This window comes from Sphingopyxis sp. PAMC25046 (assembly GCF_004795895.1).
Classification (GTDB): Bacteria; Pseudomonadota; Alphaproteobacteria; order Sphingomonadales; family Sphingomonadaceae; genus Sphingopyxis.
Genome location: NZ_CP039250.1, coordinates 2,863,447 through 2,880,133, shown reverse-complemented (window position 1 = coordinate 2,880,133; position 16,687 = coordinate 2,863,447). Strand labels below are relative to the sequence as shown.

General features: G+C 65.2%; 20 protein-coding genes. 11 read left to right on the top strand and 9 right to left on the bottom strand.

From position 1 onward, the window contains the following. Positions 1-26 precede the first annotated feature (26 nt). Positions 27-356, top strand: coding sequence for a DUF423 domain-containing protein (locus E5675_RS13650; protein ID WP_136174993.1), 330 nt, complete (start codon positions 27-29; stop codon positions 354-356). Between the two features lie 7 nt (positions 357-363). Here the strand turns inward: E5675_RS13650 and E5675_RS13645 are convergent, their stop codons facing one another. From E5675_RS13645 to E5675_RS13625, 5 genes are all read right to left on the bottom strand, one after another. Then, on the bottom strand, positions 364-1,431 hold the full coding sequence (locus tag E5675_RS13645) for a potassium channel family protein (protein ID WP_136174992.1): 1,068 nt from the start codon (positions 1,429-1,431) through the stop codon (positions 364-366). Positions 1,432-1,464: 33 nt separating this feature from the next. Next, positions 1,465-2,229, bottom strand: a complete 765-nt coding sequence (surE, locus tag E5675_RS13640; RefSeq protein WP_136174991.1) for a 5'/3'-nucleotidase SurE — start codon at positions 2,227-2,229, stop codon at positions 1,465-1,467. Between the two features lie 97 nt (positions 2,230-2,326). Next, positions 2,327-3,607 carry a serine--tRNA ligase gene (gene serS, locus E5675_RS13635; protein ID WP_136174990.1) on the bottom strand — a complete coding sequence of 427 codons (1,281 nt, stop codon included), beginning with the start codon at positions 3,605-3,607 and terminating at the stop codon, positions 2,327-2,329. A gap of 43 nt (positions 3,608-3,650) precedes the next feature. After that, complete coding sequence (locus E5675_RS21910) at positions 3,651-3,941, bottom strand: SRPBCC domain-containing protein (RefSeq protein WP_281727867.1); 291 nt, start codon at positions 3,939-3,941, stop codon at positions 3,651-3,653. A gap of 162 nt (positions 3,942-4,103) precedes the next feature. After that, positions 4,104-4,370, bottom strand: coding sequence for a hypothetical protein (locus tag E5675_RS13625; protein WP_247594886.1), 267 nt, complete (start codon positions 4,368-4,370; stop codon positions 4,104-4,106). A 232-nt stretch (positions 4,371-4,602) separates the two neighbouring features. Between E5675_RS13625 and E5675_RS13620 the strand changes: the two genes are divergently transcribed. The 3 genes from E5675_RS13620 (at position 4,603) to E5675_RS13610 (ending at position 7,087) form a co-directional block, all read left to right on the top strand. Beyond that, positions 4,603-5,439: a hypothetical protein gene (locus E5675_RS13620; RefSeq protein WP_210727526.1), complete on the top strand. Its 837-nt coding sequence runs from the start codon at positions 4,603-4,605 to the stop codon at positions 5,437-5,439. 716 nt (positions 5,440-6,155) lie between these two features. After that, entirely contained in the window at positions 6,156-6,617 is a 462-nt protein-coding gene (gene dksA / locus E5675_RS13615) for an RNA polymerase-binding protein DksA (RefSeq protein WP_037556559.1), read from the top strand. A gap of 107 nt (positions 6,618-6,724) precedes the next feature. Beyond that, positions 6,725-7,087 (top strand): PilZ domain-containing protein, encoded by a 363-nt coding sequence (locus E5675_RS13610; protein WP_247594620.1) that lies wholly within the window; start codon positions 6,725-6,727, stop codon positions 7,085-7,087. Positions 7,088-7,133: 46 nt separating this feature from the next. On the opposite strand, the gene E5675_RS13605 is transcribed toward E5675_RS13610, so the two are convergent. Next, positions 7,134-7,292, bottom strand: coding sequence for a DUF465 domain-containing protein (locus E5675_RS13605; RefSeq protein WP_081933159.1), 159 nt, complete (start codon positions 7,290-7,292; stop codon positions 7,134-7,136). A 123-nt stretch (positions 7,293-7,415) separates the two neighbouring features. On the opposite strand from E5675_RS13605, the gene E5675_RS13600 reads away from it, so the two are divergent. Next, the gene (locus E5675_RS13600; RefSeq protein WP_136174988.1) at positions 7,416-7,613 is read left to right on the top strand and encodes a DUF465 domain-containing protein; all 198 of its coding nucleotides are present in this window, start codon (positions 7,416-7,418) and stop codon (positions 7,611-7,613) included. Positions 7,614-7,682: 69 nt separating this feature from the next. Beyond that, positions 7,683-8,171, top strand: coding sequence for a DUF1465 family protein (locus tag E5675_RS13595; protein WP_247594619.1), 489 nt, complete (start codon positions 7,683-7,685; stop codon positions 8,169-8,171). Between the two features lie 185 nt (positions 8,172-8,356). On the opposite strand, the gene E5675_RS13590 is transcribed toward E5675_RS13595, so the two are convergent. After that, positions 8,357-9,436 carry a DUF2332 domain-containing protein gene (locus E5675_RS13590; protein ID WP_136174987.1) on the bottom strand — a complete coding sequence of 360 codons (1,080 nt, stop codon included), beginning with the start codon at positions 9,434-9,436 and terminating at the stop codon, positions 8,357-8,359. Between the two features lie 39 nt (positions 9,437-9,475). Between E5675_RS13590 and hisG the strand changes: the two genes are divergently transcribed. The 5 genes from hisG (at position 9,476) to E5675_RS13565 (ending at position 15,224) form a co-directional block, all read left to right on the top strand. Continuing rightward, positions 9,476-10,132 carry an ATP phosphoribosyltransferase gene (hisG, locus tag E5675_RS13585; RefSeq protein ID WP_136174986.1) on the top strand — a complete coding sequence of 219 codons (657 nt, stop codon included), beginning with the start codon at positions 9,476-9,478 and terminating at the stop codon, positions 10,130-10,132. Beyond that, positions 10,119-11,411, top strand: a complete 1,293-nt coding sequence (gene hisD, locus E5675_RS13580) for a histidinol dehydrogenase (protein WP_136174985.1) — start codon at positions 10,119-10,121, stop codon at positions 11,409-11,411. Before hisG ends, hisD begins: the two co-directional genes overlap by 14 nt. A gap of 7 nt (positions 11,412-11,418) precedes the next feature. Beyond that, the gene (gene nusB / locus E5675_RS13575; RefSeq protein ID WP_136174984.1) at positions 11,419-11,874 is read left to right on the top strand and encodes a transcription antitermination factor NusB; all 456 of its coding nucleotides are present in this window, start codon (positions 11,419-11,421) and stop codon (positions 11,872-11,874) included. Between the two features lie 118 nt (positions 11,875-11,992). Further along, a complete protein-coding gene (thiL, locus tag E5675_RS13570) occupies positions 11,993-12,925 on the top strand; it encodes a thiamine-phosphate kinase (RefSeq protein ID WP_136174983.1) in 933 nt (310 codons plus the stop codon). Between the two features lie 181 nt (positions 12,926-13,106). Next, a complete protein-coding gene (locus tag E5675_RS13565; RefSeq protein ID WP_136174982.1) occupies positions 13,107-15,224 on the top strand; it encodes a sodium-translocating pyrophosphatase in 2,118 nt (705 codons plus the stop codon). 124 nt (positions 15,225-15,348) lie between these two features. Here the strand turns inward: E5675_RS13565 and E5675_RS13560 are convergent, their stop codons facing one another. Both E5675_RS13560 and E5675_RS13555 read right to left on the bottom strand, forming a co-directional pair. Beyond that, complete coding sequence (locus E5675_RS13560) at positions 15,349-15,735, bottom strand: hypothetical protein (protein ID WP_136174981.1); 387 nt, start codon at positions 15,733-15,735, stop codon at positions 15,349-15,351. 53 nt (positions 15,736-15,788) lie between these two features. Beyond that, positions 15,789-16,607, bottom strand: coding sequence for an SDR family NAD(P)-dependent oxidoreductase (locus E5675_RS13555; RefSeq protein WP_136174980.1), 819 nt, complete (start codon positions 16,605-16,607; stop codon positions 15,789-15,791). Positions 16,608-16,687: the final 80 nt, after the last annotated feature.

Sequence of the window (16,687 nt, the reverse complement as noted above, 5' to 3'; positions counted from 1 at the left end):
GCGGTTCGGACAAAAAGGGTGAACATATGGCGATCGGAGCATTTGCAGCGATTTCGGCAGCGATGGCGGTCGCCGCTGGGGCGTTCGGTGCGCATGGCGCGTCAGGGCCGCAGGAAGCCGAATGGCTGCGTACCGGCGGCGTCTATCAGCTGGTCCACGCCGTCGCGGCGCTAGCGATCATGGGATTCGCGCGCGGGCCGGCAATCATGCTGCTGGCCGGTGCGGCGATCTTTGCAATCACCCTCTATGCGATGGCGCTGGGCGCGCCGCGCTGGCTCGGCGCGGTGACGCCGATCGGCGGCGGCCTGCTTATCATCGGCTGGCTGTGGGCCGGCTGGCTCTACTGGCGGGGCTAGCGCCAGCCTAGCCGCCGGGAACGCTCGCTTCGCTGTCTTCGCAGCGGACGACCTCGACGATCATGTCGCCATGCGCGAGTTGCTGTGCTTCGGGTTCCCAGAAGCCATAGGGCTTGCCACCGCGATAGATGCGCAGGCCGCGCCCGCCGCTGGCGAGCTGGTCGATGCTAAGCCCGACCTCTTCGGCTGTGATCCGCCGTTCGCGAAGCTGGACCCGACCGCCGATGCTGGCAAGGTCGGCCATATATTCTGCGACATGCGCACCCTGTGCCGAACCGGCAAGCAGCAGGCCGGTGAAACTGACCGGGTTGATTACGTTGTTCGCGCCCGCCTGCCGCGCGAGCAGTTCGTTGTCCTGCGCACGGATGACGACGCTGATGGGCACGTTCGGCGCAAGATGACGGACGGTGAGCACGATCAGGATGGAGGTGTCGTCGCGTCCCGCCGAGACGAGCACCGATTGCGCCTCGTTGATCCGCACGTCGACGAGTGTGTCGTCGTTCGACGCATCGCCCTCGAGCACATTGCAACCCGCGGCTTCGGCGGCATTGATTCGGTTGCGTGCCTGATCGATCACGACGATGCATGACGGGTCGGTGCCACGTTCGATCAGTTCGTGCACGGCCTCGCCGCCGCTGACGCCGTAGCCGAGTACGACGATATGGTTGGTGAGTTTGGACTGAATGCGGGCCATACGCCATTTTTCCCAAGTGCGCTTGATAACGAAATTATACGCAGTGCCGACAAAGATGAAGAGGACCGCGATGCGGATCGGCGTGACGATCACGGCTTCGATCAGCCGCGACCGGTCCGATATCGGGGCGATATCGCCGAACCCGGTCGTGGTGACCGAGATCATCGTGAAATAGACGACGTCGAGGAAGCTGATCTTGCCATCATGATGGTCGACCAAACCATCGCGATCGATCCAGTGGACGAGCACGACCACGCCGATCAACAGGAAGGCGACGCCAAGCCGGGTGATAAGGTCGGCCCAGACCGGCCATTTGCTCGCGCGCTTCAGCAGGTGGAAACCGCTCTGGATCTGAAGCTTGGGGTTCGGCCGCTTGCTCATCGCGGCCCTTGTGCCAAAGCCGCGCACCTAAGGCTAGCCGCCATACGCGCCGCGCAGCGCGGCGAGCGAGGCGTCGTGGGTCAGGTCGAGCTGGAGCGGCGTGACCGAGATATAATGGTCGTCGATCGCTTCGAGATCGCTGTCGTGGCCGAGGCTGTGTTCGATGCCGTGCAGGCCGAACCAATAATAGCGGTATCCGCGCGGGTCGGTGCCCTCGACGATCGACCCGCGGCCATAGTCGTGGAAACCCTGCCTTGTAACGCGAATGCCCTTGACCTCGGCGGCGGGCAATGCCGGGAAGTTGATATTGATGAGCGTGCGCGGCGCCATGTCCATGTCGAGCAGCGGGCGCAGCACCCTTGCGCCCCATTGCTCGGCGGCTTCGAAGGGAACGCTGTCGCCCATGCCCTCTCGCGCATAGACTTGGCTGAGCGCGATCGCCGGAATGCCCGCGAGCGCGCCTTCGATGGCTGCCGAAACGGTGCCCGAGTAAGTGACGTCGTCGCCGAGGTTGGCGCCGCGGTTAACCCCCGAGAGGATCAGGTCGGGCTTTTCGGGCATCAGCTTGCCGATCGCCATCATCACCGAATCGGTCGGGGTGCCACTGCACGACCAGCGACGCTCGCCATGCTCGCGGATGCGGACGGGGCGTGAGAGGGTGAGCGAGTGGCCGGCGCCCGATTGTTCCTCGGACGGGGCGCAGACCCAGATGTCATCCGAAAGCTGGCGCGCTATCGCCTCCAGCACCGCCATGCCGGGGGCGTGGTAGCCATCGTCGTTGGTGAGGAGGATGCGCATTATTGTGACTTTCCTTGCTCGTCACCCCGCACTTGATCCGGGGTCCATGACGCCGTCGCCGAATGGATGCCGGATCAAGTCTGGCATGACGAAAATGTTAAATCGCAGGGATAAGTTTCGTGATCCCGCCCATATAGGGCAGCAGCACATTCGGAATATCGACGCTGCCGTCGGCCTGTTGGTAGTTTTCGAGGATCGCGACGAGCGTACGGCCGACCGCAAGGCCCGAGCCGTTGAGCGTATGGACGAACTCGTTGCCCTTTACATCCTCTCGGCGGAAGCGCGTGTTCATGCGGCGCGCCTGGAAGTCGCCGCAGTTCGAGCAGCTCGAAATCTCGCGGTAGCTGTCCTGTCCCGGCAACCAGACTTCGAGGTCATAGGTCTTGCGCGCGGCGAAACCCATGTCGCCTGCGCACAGCAGCATCTTGCGATAGGGGAGTTCGAGGGCTTCGAGGATTTCCTCGGCAGCGCGCGTCTTGCGTTCGAGTTCGGCCTCGCTGTCCTCGGGGCGGACGATCGAGACGAGTTCGACCTTCCAGAATTGATGCTGACGAATATAGCCGCGCGTGTCGCGTCCCGCCGATCCGGCCTCGGAGCGGAAGCAGGGGGTGAGGGCGGTCATGCGGACCGGCAGATCGGCCTCGGGCAAGATTTCCTCGCGCACCGCGTTGGTCAGGCTCATCTCGGACGTCGAGATCAGCCAGCGGCCGTCGGTGGTCTGGAACAGGTCCTCGCGGAATTTCGGGAGCTGCGTCGTGCCGAACGCCGCCTCGTCGCGTACCATCAGCGGCGTCGCGCATTCGGTATAGCCCGCCTCGACCGTCTGCCTGTCGATCATGAACTGGCCGAGCGCGCGTTCGAGCCGCGCCATCTGGCCTTTCAGGAACGCGAAGCGCGCACCCGACATCTTCGCTGCAGTCTCGAAGTCGAGCCCGAGCGCGGGCGCGAAGTCGGCATGTTCCTTTGGGTTGAAGTCGAAGCTGCGCGGCGTGCCCCAGCGCGAGATTTCGACATTGCCCGCTTCGTCTTCGCCATCCGGAACGTCATCGGCGGGGAGGTTCGGGAGCGCGGCGAGCCTGTCCTGCAGCGCGGCGAGCTGCTCGCGCTCGGCCTCTTCCTTAGCGGGAAGCGCGGTCTTCAATTCGGCGACCTCGGCCTTCAGCGCCTCGGCCTTGTCCTTGTCGCCCCCGGCCATCGCCTGTCCGATCAGCTTCGACGCCTCGTTACGGCGCGCGAGCGCACCCTGAATTTCGGTCTGGAGCGCGCGAAGCGATGCGTCGGCGGCAAGGATCTCGGCGGATAGGGGGGCGAGGCCGCGGCGCGCGAGGCCGGCGTCGAAAGCTGCGGGATTGTCCCGGATCAGGCGGATATCGTGCATGCGCCGCGCTATGGCGGGGCCGCCCGCGCGGCGCAAGCCCGTCTTAGCGTTCGACGAGTACCGCGAGCTGGCCGATCGCCATGCCCCAGCCTTCGTGGAAACCCATTTCCTTGTGCTTCGCGCTGTCTTCGGGGTTCTTGTGCAGCACGCGCGCCGAATAGAGCGTGCCGCCGTCCTTCGCCTCGAAGGTCAGGATCGCGGTCAAAGCGAGCCATGGGTCGACGGGCTGCCAGCCTTCGGTCAGCACCGTCGTGAAGACGAGGCGTTCGTTCGGGATCGCTTCGAGGAAACAGCCATCGACATGCGGCTGGAAGTCGCCGCCGCCCTCGCGCATTCGCGTCACGAAACCGCCGCCGGGTTTGAGGTCGAGTTTATCGACTGCATTCGATCGGCGCGGGGATCCACCATTGCGCAAGCTTGGCGGGGTCGCTCCACGCGTCCCAAACGGTCGATGGCGGCGCGGCTATTTGGCGCGCGATGCTGAGTTCGCTCTTGCTCATGATTTTTCCTCCGGGGGATTTTGCAATTCGACGAAGGCAGCGAGGCGGTCGGTGCGGCCATGCCAGATGGCGCGTTGCTCCGCGAGCCAGCCCTCGGCCGCCGCGAGCCGCGCGGCATCGATGCGGCAGGTGCGGACACGGCCCCGCTTTTCGGTGTGGATCAACCCCGACGCTTCAAGAACCGAGAGATGCTTCAGGAAGGCGGGAAGGCCCATTTCGAACGGTTCGGACAGCCGCTTTACCGGGGCGGCACCTTTGAGCAGCCGGCTGACGACAGCCCGGCGCGTCGGGTCGGCGAGCGCATGGAAAACGGTATCGAGGGCTGTTTGTTGGTTCGCAATATGGTGAACTATAGAAATAGTTTTCTATTTGGCAAACTAATTAGCGAAGGCGTTAAAAAAGGGCCGCCCCACGGGGGCAGCCCTTAGTTCGGTGGTCCGGGTTAGCCCCCCTGACCGCCAGTGGATTTCTCAAGCCGCGTCGGCGTCGTCGTCGTTGCGATTCGCCGCGCGGCGACGCGCGACGAGCGCGGCTGCTGCTGCGCCGAACAATAGCATCATCGGCGGCGCGGGAACAGGGGTTGGATCGCCCGACGAGCCATGGCTGCTGCTGCCGCCCGAGCTCGAAGAGGAACTCGACGACGAGCTGCTGCTCGACGAGGAGGACGACGAGCTGGTGCTGCCGGTGGACCCGAAGCTGCTGCTGCCGCCGGTCGCGCCGCTCGACGTGCTGCTGCTCGACGACGATGAGGATGAGCTGCTCGACGACGAGCTGCTGCCCGAACCGCCCGAGCCCCCCGAAGAGCCATGCGACGATCCGTGCGATGAGCCGCCCCAGCCAGAACTGCCCTTTGACGAGCCGCCCGACGATGAGGAACTCGACGAGGAAGATGAAGACGACGAGGAAGAGCTCGACGACGAGCTGCTGCTCGACGATGACGTGCTCACGCTCCCGGTCGAGGTCGACACGTTGCCCGACGAGGTCGAGGTGGAAACGCTGCCCGTCGACGTCGAGACATTGCCCGAGGAGGTGCTGACGCTGCCGGTTGAAGTCGAGACACCGCCGGTCGAGGTCGAGACGCCGCCCGTCGAGGTGGAGACGCTGCCGGTCGAGGTCGAAACGCCCGACGAGGTGCTGGTCGAGGTCGAGACGCCGCCCGTCGTCGTCGACGTGACGACGATGCTGCCGCTGCTGCCGCCGCCCGAGCTGCCGCCGAAGAAGCCCCCAAAGAAGCCGCCGCCGAACCCGCCGCCAAAACCGCCGCCGATGACCGTCACGCCGCCGCCGCTACCGCCGCCGCCTTCCCAGCCCGATTGCGGGAAGGGCGCGTAGGGGATCGGGGGCAGGGGGATCGTCTGCGTCACCACCTGCGTCTGCGGGGTCGCGGTGCGGATCACCTTCTTGGTGGTGACGACGCGGCGGACGCGCTTCACGGGCTTGCGCGCCGCGTGGCGTTTGCGCACGACCTTTTTCTTGGCGACGCACGGCGAGCAGGACTGCACTTGCGCCCGCGCCTTCGGAACGTCGGTGATCTGCATCGCGCCGCTACCGATGATCGCCCCGCCGCAGGTGCAGGCGCAAAGCTTGGCAAGGGCCATTCGGACAGACATAGGCTTCTCTTTCTTTCCCGTTGCAGGTGCGAAGCGCCAGCGACCGACACCCCCCAATCACCTTCGCTATAACCCAAAAGGCCAAAGCTTTGTGAATGCGGCAATTCCGTTAACCGCGTTTGTCTGTCCGAGAGCGGGAAAAGACACCCGGAATCAACAAAAAACGCACACTCTGTCCCAAAACAGCACGGAATATGCTGTGATTCTGCGCCGTTGGTTAACTTCCGGACCTAAATCGCGCCTCTTTCCGACCGTGATCGCGAAGCTGATCGCGTGTCGGAATCACTACCGGTGCGAGGACGGTTCATCGCCGCTTCACGCCTTGTCGCTATCGGCAGCTTCGGCGCTTGTATCGTTGCCGGTGGCTGGGTATAGGCGCGCCACTCCCCGAGCCGCTTGCGGCCTGCCGGGTGACAGGAAAGGACGCGAGAGCCCCTCATGCCGACCAAGATTGCCGATGTTGGCGCAGACGCGCTTCGTGAAGCCAGGTCCAATCTCGATTCGGATTATGTCCCCAGCGACGACGAAGAGTTTATGAACGAGCGGCAGCAGGATTATTTCCGCGGCCTGCTCCTCGCTTGGAAAAAATCGATCCTGTCCGAATCGGAATCGACGCTGGCGCATCTGCAGGATGGCCCGCTGCGCGAGCCCGACCTTGCCGACCGCGCCTCGAGCGAGACCGACTGGGCGATCGAGCTGCGCACCCGCGATCGTCAACGAAAACTGATCGCCAAGATCGATTCGGCGATCCGCCGCATCGAAGAGGGCGAATATGGCTATTGCGCGGTGACTGGCGAGCCGATCTCGCTCGCGCGGCTGCAGGCCCGGCCGATCGCGACGATGACGCTGGAGGCGCAGGAGCGCCATGAGCGTAACGAGCGGATTTCACGCGAAGATTGATCGCAGGGTCCTGTATCCATTTACGATTCGGCAACCGCTGGCCCCTAGATTCCGCGCCTCGATACGAACGAAACGGGGCGCAAATGGATTCGCAAAGACCGACATCGGTGGACGAGGAAGTCGCGGCGCTGTCGCGCGCCGCCGATCGCGACAGCCTGTTCATGCAGGCCGAGCTGGCGCAGCCAGGCAGTGCGTCCGTCACCGTGCGCGTACGCAACCTTTCGCCCGGCGGGATGCTTGCCGAGGGCAAGGTTACGGTCGCGCAAGGGGCGGCAATCGAGGTCAACCTGCGTAATATCGGCCCGGTAGCCGGGCGCGTTATCTGGGTCGGCGAAGGCAAGTTTGGCATTGCCTTCGACCGCGCGATCGATCCGCAGGCGGTTCGTCGTCAGGTGGTCTTGCAGTCTGATTTGCCGCCGCATCTGCGGCGCACGGGTCTCGAGAGGGGGCCACTCTATCGCCGGCGCTGATGCGTCCTTGAACAGGGTAGCATCAGCGGGGCGATAGTGCCGGCGATCAGCCGATCGCGAGCATCTCTTCCTTGAGTTTCAGTTTCTGCTTCTTGAGCTGCGCGACGACTCCGGTATCGGGGGCGGGACGGCGCTCTTCATTCGCAATTTTCGCATCGAGGTCCGCGTGGCGGGACTTCAGGGTGGAAAGGTGCGACGTGCTCATTGGCATTCTCCTTTTCGACTCGATGGGCAGGGCGAAGTAAAACATGAAACCGCCGCGATGTCGTGACGATTCGCTCAGACGGTCCCCGTTGCGGACCAGTGGTGAACGTGGCAGGGAGGCCATGTGAGCCCCGAGGAAATTAGCCAGCGCCTGGAACTGCTTCGCGTCGAGCATCGTGATCTCGACGCCGCGATCATCGCGCTCGGCGAGGGGACGGCCGCTGACCAGTTACAGATCGCGCGGCTGAAAAAGCGCAAGCTCAAGCTGCGCGACGAGATCGCCTGGTGCGAGGATCAGCTGCTGCCCGACATCATCGCGTGAACCAACCGCCTGAATCAAAACGGGACAGCCGCGGCAAATGATGGTTACCGCGATTGCGGACCCGCCGCGATGCGTGGCATCGCTTCGGTCATGATCGGCGGGGACACGAACATGATGGCGATCGATGTGCCGGTGCAGCGCGCGCAAGTCGAAAATCTCTATGTCGAGGCGATGCTGCTCGCCGACGAGGCGCACGCGGCCTTTGCCGCGCAGCGCGACCTCGGCAGCGTTCGCGGCAACGCGGCGGCGCAGATCGGTCTGGCCTGTGAATCGCTGAAGACGACGACGCGGCTGATGCACGTCATCGCCTGGCTGCTCCACCGCCGCGCGATGTTCGCGGGCGATCCGGGCGCCGGGCCGCACGACAGCGCGGCGCGCATCGGTGAGCCGGTCGCGGCCGACTGGGGTGTTTGCGAAGGATTCGACGCCTCGATCCGCCGGATCATCGCCGCCAGCGAGCGGTTGTTCGAGCGGATCGCGGTGCTGGAGGCCGGCTGGAAAGCGCCGGCGGTGACGCCGGTGCAGACGCTGCTGGCGCGGCTGGAGGCGCGGCTTTGAAGCATTGGACGCGGGTTGCGAACGGCAGCTAACGGCCGTTAGTGGCCGTCCCTTATATCGTCATCCCGGACTTGATCCGGGATCCATTCTCGCAGCGTTGAAGGAATGAATCCCGGATCAAGTCCGGGATGACGAATATTGGGGAGCATCCGCTTCCCACGCCAAAGCTGATCCCGTGTTCGGAACTACACTAGCCACTCGACCCACGCGCCATGCGCATGTGCGTGGGCCAGCTTCTTTGGCGCCTCGCCCCCCGGCCAATATCGCACCACCAGTTCATGGTGGTGCACCGTCCGGTTCGCCTCCAGCGCGACCCACGCCACCGGACGCTCGGGCGTCGCCCGCGCGCCGGCTTCTTCCATCGCGGCGGTGACGCGCGCCTGCTGGTCGGCGGGGACATATTGCCAGACGATCGAGTGCATGAGCAGACGCGTCGTGCCCGCGGCCTGCGGCTTCGCGAGCTCGGCTTCGACGAAATCGGCGGCGTTGGCGTGCGCCAATTTCGGCTTCGCCTCTTGCGCCTCGGCGATCGCGGACTCGATCCGCGCGAAACGGATTTCATGCTCGGGCCAGATATAGGCTTTGAGCCGCAGCGCCTGCGCGGGGTCGGTCAGGTCTACGGGTGCGACGTCGCAGCCCTTCAGGCTCGCGATCTCGATCTTGTGCATGGGCGGATGGTTGCCGCGCCAATCGGGAGCGAAGGCGATCGCGCCCGGCTGCGGCCCGACATGCACGCCGCCAAGATCGTAATGATAGCGATCGATCATCAGATTGATCCCGGCGCTAGACCCGATCTCCATGCATTCGAAGCGCGGCGGCAGGCCTTGGTCGGCGAGCCAGAGCATCGCGGCGATGAAGTTCGAAGAGCGCCCCGCCTCGTTCGTCTGTGGCGGGCCGGCGAGCCAAGGGAGGAGCACGGCGTCGTGCCGCCGGACGACGCCCGCGATGACGGCTTCGTCATTGATATCCTCTGAATCGGCGTAGATGGGGGCGAGTTCGTGCGCGGCCTCCGACAGGTGGAGCGCATGGATGCCGCCCGCGGCGCGCAGGGGCAGGGCGTCGGCGAGCGGAGCGCCTTTCCACCCGGCGATGCGGCGCGCGAATTCGCTTTCGGGCTTATCGAGCAGTGATGCGAGCGCGGCGACGACGCGCGCGGTCACGCGCGCATCATTGGCGCGGCAATAGGCGACCTGGTTGGCGAAAGCGGTGCGGACGGCCCTCGGGCCCGTTTCGTTCATGTCAATGAACTCGTAACGCTCGCTCATTGCCCTTTTTCCTCTCGCCGCTTATGGGCGCGCAAGCTTATGCCCGAACCGATCATCTTTGCCATCCCGAAGGGGCGTATCCTCGATGAGGCGTTGCCCTTGCTTGCGCGCGTCGGGATAGAACCGTCCGACGAGTTTTTCGACAAGAAAAGCAGGGCGTTAGTTTTTGGGACAAATCAGCCGCATATCTCGCTGATCCGCGTGCGCGCGTTCGATGTCGCGACCTTCGTCGCGCATGGCGCGGCGCAGCTCGGCATCGTCGGGTCGGACGTCGTCGACGAGTTCGATTATTCGGAACTTTACGCGCCGGTCGACCTTGGTATCGGCCACTGCCGCCTGTCGCTCGCGGGACCCGAGGGCAGCGCGCCGCCGGGGCTCGGCGAAAGCCATATCCGCGTCGCGACCAAATATCCCGGAACGACGCGCCGCTGGTTCGAGGCGCAGGGCATCCAGGCCGAGTGCATCAAATTGAACGGCGCGATGGAGATCGCGCCGAAGCTCGGGCTCGCGTCGCACATCGTCGACCTCGTCTCGACCGGGCGCACGCTCGTCGAAAATGCGCTCGCCGAGCAGAAGATCATCAGCGAGGTGTCGGCGCGGCTTATCGTCAACCGCGCGGCGTTCAAGCTGCGCTCGGCCGAAGTGCCGGCGCTGGTCGAGAAATTCCGCGAGGCCGCAGCCGATGCGGCGGCTTGACGCTTCCGATCCCGGCTTTGCGGCCGAGTTCGACGCGCTGGTCAACGACCGGCGTGAGAGCGCGTCCGACGTGTCGGCCGACGTCGCGGCGATCATCGCGCGGGTAAAGGCCGAGGGCGACGTGGCGCTCGCCGATTATACCGCGAAGTTCGACCGCTTCGATTTGGGCGCGAGCGGGTGGAGCATTTCGAAAGCCGAATGCGCCGCAGCCTATGAGGCGCTCGCGCCCGGGCTGCGCGATGCGCTGAACCTCGCCGCGACCCGCATCCGCGCCTATCACGCCGCACAGCTTCCCGAAGACCGCGACTATCGCGACACCGCGGGCGCGCGCCTTGGGGCGCGCTGGCGCGCGGTTGACGCGGCGGGTGTCTATGTCCCCGGCGGGCGCGCGGCCTATCCCTCGTCGGTGCTGATGAACATTCTCCCCGCCAAGGTCGCGGGGGTCGAGCGGATCGTGATGATGACCCCGACGCCGGGCGGCGAGACCAACCCGGTCGTGATGGCCGCGGCGCATATTGCCGGGGTCGACGAGATCTGGCGCGTCGGCGGCGCGCAGGCGATAGCGGCGCTCGCCTATGGTACCAACCGCATCGCGCCGGTGGATGTCGTAACGGGGCCGGGCAATGCGTGGGTCGCCGAGGCAAAGCGCCAACTCTACGGCGTCGTCGGCATCGACATGGTCGCGGGACCGAGCGAGATCGTCGTCGTCGCCGACGCGGAGAACGAACCGCATGTGATTGCTGCCGACCTGCTCAGTCAGGCCGAGCATGATCCGACGAGCCAGTCAATTCTGTTCACCGACGACGGCGATTTCGCCGATGCCGTCGCGGCGGCGGTCGCGCATGTCATCCCGACGCTCAGCACCGCATCGACGATGCAGGCGAGCTGGGCCGACAATGGCGCGGTGATCGTCGTGCCGAGCCTCGCCGACGCGATTCCCTTGTGCGACCGGCTCGCGCCCGAACATCTCGAACTCGCGGTCGATCCCGCCGAGGCCGACGCGCTCTTCGCCAAGGTGCGCCACGCGGGCTCGGTCTTCCTTGGCCGCCAGACGCCGGAGGCGATAGGCGATTATGTCGCGGGGCCGAACCATGTCCTCCCCACCGGCCGCCGCGCGCGCTTTTCGAGCGGGCTGTCGGTCACCGACTTCATGAAGCGCACGAGCTTCCTCGCGCTCGATGAAGCGTCGCTGGCCGCGATCGGCCCCGCCGCCGTCGCGCTCGCGCGTGCCGAGGGGCTTCCCGCCCATGCGCTCAGCGTCCAGAATCGATTAAAGTAGAAAAGCCATGAACAAACGCGCCCAATCCCGCTCCGCCGCCCGCCTCGCCGCCGTGCAGGCGCTCTACCAGCACGAGATGGAGGCGACGCCGGTTGCGCAGCTCATCCACGAGTTCCACCAGCACCGCATCGGCGCGATCATCGAGGACGCCGAATATGCCGACGCCGACATTCCCTTCTTCGACGATATCGTGAAGGGCGTGCTGGCGCGCGCGGACGAAATCGACGCTGCGATCGTCGCGCGGCTCGCGAGCGGCTGGACGATGGATCGGCTCGACCGTACGATGAAGGCGATCCTGCGCGCGGGCACCTATGAACTGATCGCGCGCGGCGACGTGCCGGTCGGCGCGGTGGTCAGCGAATATGTCGATGTCGCCAAGGCCTTCTTCGACCAGCGCGAGGCGGGGTTCGCGAACGGCCTGCTTGACGCGATCGGTAAGGATGTGCGGGGAACCGGCGCATAAGATATCCGTTCGCATCGAGCGAAGTCGAGATGCCCCTCGGCTTGGCGCTACGGCGATGGGTGTCTCGACTTCGCTCGACACGAACGGACAGAGAGCATCCCTCGAACGAGAGGGTAATATGAGCGAAGCCGATTTCATCGCCCGCCTGCGCGCCATCGCGACCCATCCCGCCGCGCGCGGGCTTGCCGACGATGCGGCGGTGCTGGGCGACCTCGTCCTCACGCACGACATGATCGTCGAGGGCATCCATTTCCTTCCCGACGAGCGGCCGCAGGATGTCGCGTGGAAACTCGTCGCGGTGAACCTGTCCGATCTGGCCGCCAAGGGTGCCCGTCCGCTCGGCGTGCTCGTCGGGTATAGCCTGACCGGCGACGAATATTGGGACGCAGCTTTCGTCCGCGGTCTCGGCGAAGTGCTGCGCCGATACGAGGTGCCGCTGCTTGGCGGCGATACGGTGGGCGTTCCGGCGGGTACGCCGCGAACCTTCGGGTTGACCGCCGTCGGAAAAGCGCCCGCCACCGGCGCGCCTGCCCGAAATGGTGTACGACCCGGCGACCAGATCTGGGTGACCGGGACGATCGGCAATGCCGGGCTCGGGCTCGCGATGCGGCTCGGGCAGGAGGATGCGAACGAAACCTGCCTGACGGCCTACAACCGGCCCGAGCCGCAATTGGGGTTCGGACAGGCGGTCGCAAACCACGTCCATGCGATGATGGATGTGTCCGACGGTCTGCTCATCGATGCGCAGCGGATGGCCGCGGCGAGCGGGTGCGAAATCGGCATCATGCTCGAATCGATCCCCCTGTCGGCGGCGCTGCTCGCGGTGCGGCCCGATGTGCTCGACACGCGGCTCGCCGCCGCCAGCGCGGGGGACGATTACCAGCTCCTGTTCGCCGCCGACCCGGGTGTGGCTGGACAGATCAGGGATATCGCGGACGGGCTGAATGTTGCGGTGACCCCGCTCGGCCATGCCGGGGTGGGTGCGGGAATCGCGCTCACCCACCGTGCGCAGCGCATCGCCCCGCCCGAGCGCCTCGGCTTCATGCACTGATCCGAAAGCGCGCAAGAGCGCCGAATAACCGGGCTTGCCCTTGGCAATCTTTCTTCCCATAACTCGGCGTCCAAATTTGGGGCGGTCGCATCAGGGGAGAGAGCGAACCGGCATCAATAAGTCGGACGTGCTCGACTGCTATCTTCTGCGTCGCCCTTCTCATGGGAAGGAAGCAACACGCATGAATCCGGTTTTGATCGCGATAGCGTGCGGCCTTTTGGCTGTGCTCTATGGGTTCATTACCTCGCGGCAGGTGCTCAGCGCATCGGCGGGTAATGAGAAGATGCAGGAAATTGCCGGCGCCATCCAGGAAGGCGCCAAGGCCTATCTGGGCCGCCAATATCGTACCATCGCCATCGTCGGCGTCGTCGTCGCCATATTGGTCGGGCTGTTCCTCGGCCCGATCTCGGCGACCGGCTTCGTCATCGGCGCCGTCCTGTCGGGCGTCGCCGGTTTCGTCGGCATGAACATCTCGGTCAAAGCGAACGTCCGCACTGCGGCCGCGGCGCAGACCGGGTTGCAGGCGGGCCTCACCATGGCATTCCGCGCCGGCGCGATCACCGGCATGCTCGTGGCGGGCCTTGCCTTGCTCGCGATCTCCGTCTTCTTCTGGTATCTGATCGGCCCCGGCGGCTACACCGTCGGCGGTGAGGACCGTACCGTCGTCGACGCGCTCGTCGCGCTGGCTTTCGGCGCGTCGCTGATCTCGATCTTCGCGCGCCTCGGCGGCGGCATCTTCACCAAGGCGGCCGACGTCGGCGCAGACCTTGTCGGCAAGGTCGAGGCCGGGATTCCCGAGGACGATCCGCGCAACCCCGCGGTGATCGCCGATAACGTCGGCGACAATGTCGGCGACTGCGCGGGCATGGCGGCCGACCTTTTCGAAACCTATGTCGTCACCGTCGGCGCCACGATGGTGTTGATCGCGTTGCTCTTGAAGGGCGCCGGCGACATGCTGTTGCCGCTGATGACGCTGCCGCTGCTCATGGGCGGCGTGTGCATCGTTACCTCGATCATCGGCACCTACTTCGTGCGTCTCGGCAGCGGGACGAACGTCATGGGTGCTATGTACAAGGGCTTCCTTGTCACCGCAGTCCTGTCGATCCCGGCAATCTGGTTCTCGACCAGCTATGCGCTGGGCGGTGATATGACCAGCAACATCACGGGCACCGAGTTTAACGGCAGCGACCTTTTCTATTGCTCGCTGCTCGGTCTCGTCATCACCGGGCTGATCATCTGGATCACCGAATATTACACGGGCACCAACTATCGCCCCGTGCGCAGCATCGCCAAGGCGTCGGAAACGGGACACGGCACCAACGTGATTCAAGGCCTCGCTATCAGCCTTGAATCGACCGCGCTGCCGACGCTCGTCATTTGCGTCGGCATCATCGTTGCCTATCAGACCGCCGGCATCATCGGCATCGCATTCGGCGCCACCGCGATGCTCGCGCTCGCGGGCATGGTCGTCGCGCTCGACGCCTATGGTCCTGTCACCGACAACGCCGGCGGCATCGCCGAAATGGCGGGCCTCGATGATTCGGTTCGTGAAAAGACCGACCTGCTCGACGCCGTGGGCAACACGACCAAGGCGGTGACCAAGGGCTATGCCATCGGTTCGGCGGGGCTTGCGGCGCTGGTGCTGTTCGGCACCTACACCGCCGACATCGCCGAATATTCGGCGAAGCTCGGCATCGATGCGCCGCTGACCTTCTCGCTGTCGTCGCCTTATGTCATCGTCGGGCTGCTGCTCGGCGCGCTCCTGCCTTACCTTTTCGGGGCGATGGGCATGACCGCGGTAGGCCGCGCCGCGGGCGACGTGGTGAAGGACGTCCGCGACCAGTTCGCGAACAACAAGGGCATAATGGACGGCACCAGCCGCCCCGACTATGCCCGCACCGTCGACCTCGTCACCAAGGCGGCGATCAAGGAAATGATCGTGCCCAGCCTGCTGCCGGTGCTCGCACCGATCGTGGTGTTCTTCGTGATCCGCGCGGTCGCCGGTCCGGCCGCCGCGCTCGAGGCGCTCGGCGCACTCCTGCTCGGCGTGATCGTCGGCGGGCTGTTCGTCGCCATCTCGATGACCTCGGGCGGCGGCGCGTGGGACAACGCCAAGAAATATATCGAGGACGGCAACCACGGCGGCAAGGGCAGCGAGGCCCATAAGGCCGCTGTCACCGGCGACACTGTCGGCGATCCGTACAAGGATACCGCGGGTCCGGCGGTCAACCCGATGATCAAGATCACCAATATCGTGGCGATCCTGCTCCTCGCGGCACTGGCGCACGGCGCGGCGTAAGCTGCACTGCTCTCGGGTAAAAAAGGCCCCGTCGGAGCGATCCGGCGGGGCCTTTCTTGTCGGCTGTGGCGTTAGAGAGCGGATGTTGACGATTGAGGCCCGCACAAATGCCTGTGCCCGCAATCTACCAGCGCAAGCGATGCTTGATATGGCCCCACAGGGATAATCGCTCATTCCCATTTACAGGAGTGCCGCCAAGACGAGCGGCGGGCTGACCAGCAAAGACGACGTTGAGCATTCCCCTGGTCAGATCTTCAGGAACAGCGATAGTTGCCGACCCGGAATCTTGGAGCAAACCGTCGATGAAAACCTCTACGGTTGGAGCACTTGCCCACACGATGAGATGATCGGGTGTCCATTCAACCTCACCAAGGGGGCGCCCACCGGACGGTCTCATGGCGACGGTTGATCTAGCCGGTATGACAAACTCTTCGGCCCATGGTTCAAGCCACAACAAAAGCTCGTCACGTCCCGGGTTAGAGAGGCTCCATTGATTGTCGAGGTTGGCCATCGCGATCAGCACCCCAGTTTGATCCGCATCCGCATCCGCTCGCCAGCCGTCCTTCAGGATGCCGAGGTTGCGTTCATCTGCCGGGCATAGCCCGCCTGCACCATCGCGCTCATCCGGTCGAACAGCGCGTCGGGATCGCCGCGACGCATCGCCGCGATCGCCGCCTCGGCGCCTTCGGCGACCACCAGTTCGCGTACGCCGGCATCGGCCGCGGCGAGCATCTGCGCCGCTGCATCGTCGGGCGACAGGCCGTTCTCGATCGCGGCGTCGCTTTGCCCGCGTGTGCTGCCGTCGGCGTTGAGCGCATTTCGGCTGACGTTGGTTCGCACCGATCCGGGCGCAACGACGAGCACTTTCAGCCCCAGATGTTCATTCTCGGCGCGCACCGCGTCATGATAGCCGATGATTCCGTGCTTTGCCGCCGAATAAGCGCTGCGCAGCGGCACGCCGGCGATGCCCGCAACGCTTGAGATCGCGATGATCTGTCCGCCCCCTGCCTCGACCATGCGCGGCAGCAATTGCTGGGTGAGGGCGATGGGGGCGAGCAGGTCGACCGCGATGATCCGCTCATAAACTGAAAAGTCGGTTTCGATCGCCAGGCTGCGCTGCGAGATGCCGGCGTTGTTGACGAGGCCTTCGACACCGCCGCGCCACGCCCAGGCCTGCTCGGCGATCGCGGGGAGGGCGGCATAGTCGGTTGCCTCGAACGGCAGGACCAGCGTCTCGGTCGCGCATTCGGCTGCGACGGCTTCGAGCGCGGCGACATTGCGCCCCGACAGGATCAGCTTCGCGCCGCGCGCCGACAGCGCTTTGGCGAGCGCCGCGCCGATGCCCGACGACGCCCCGGTGACCCACCAGACTTGATCCTTCATAACGGCTCTCCATCTATGATTTCGTTTCAACCTGAAACGGGTGTGAGGAGCCGTCAAGGCGCTGACCCGCGCATTTCCGC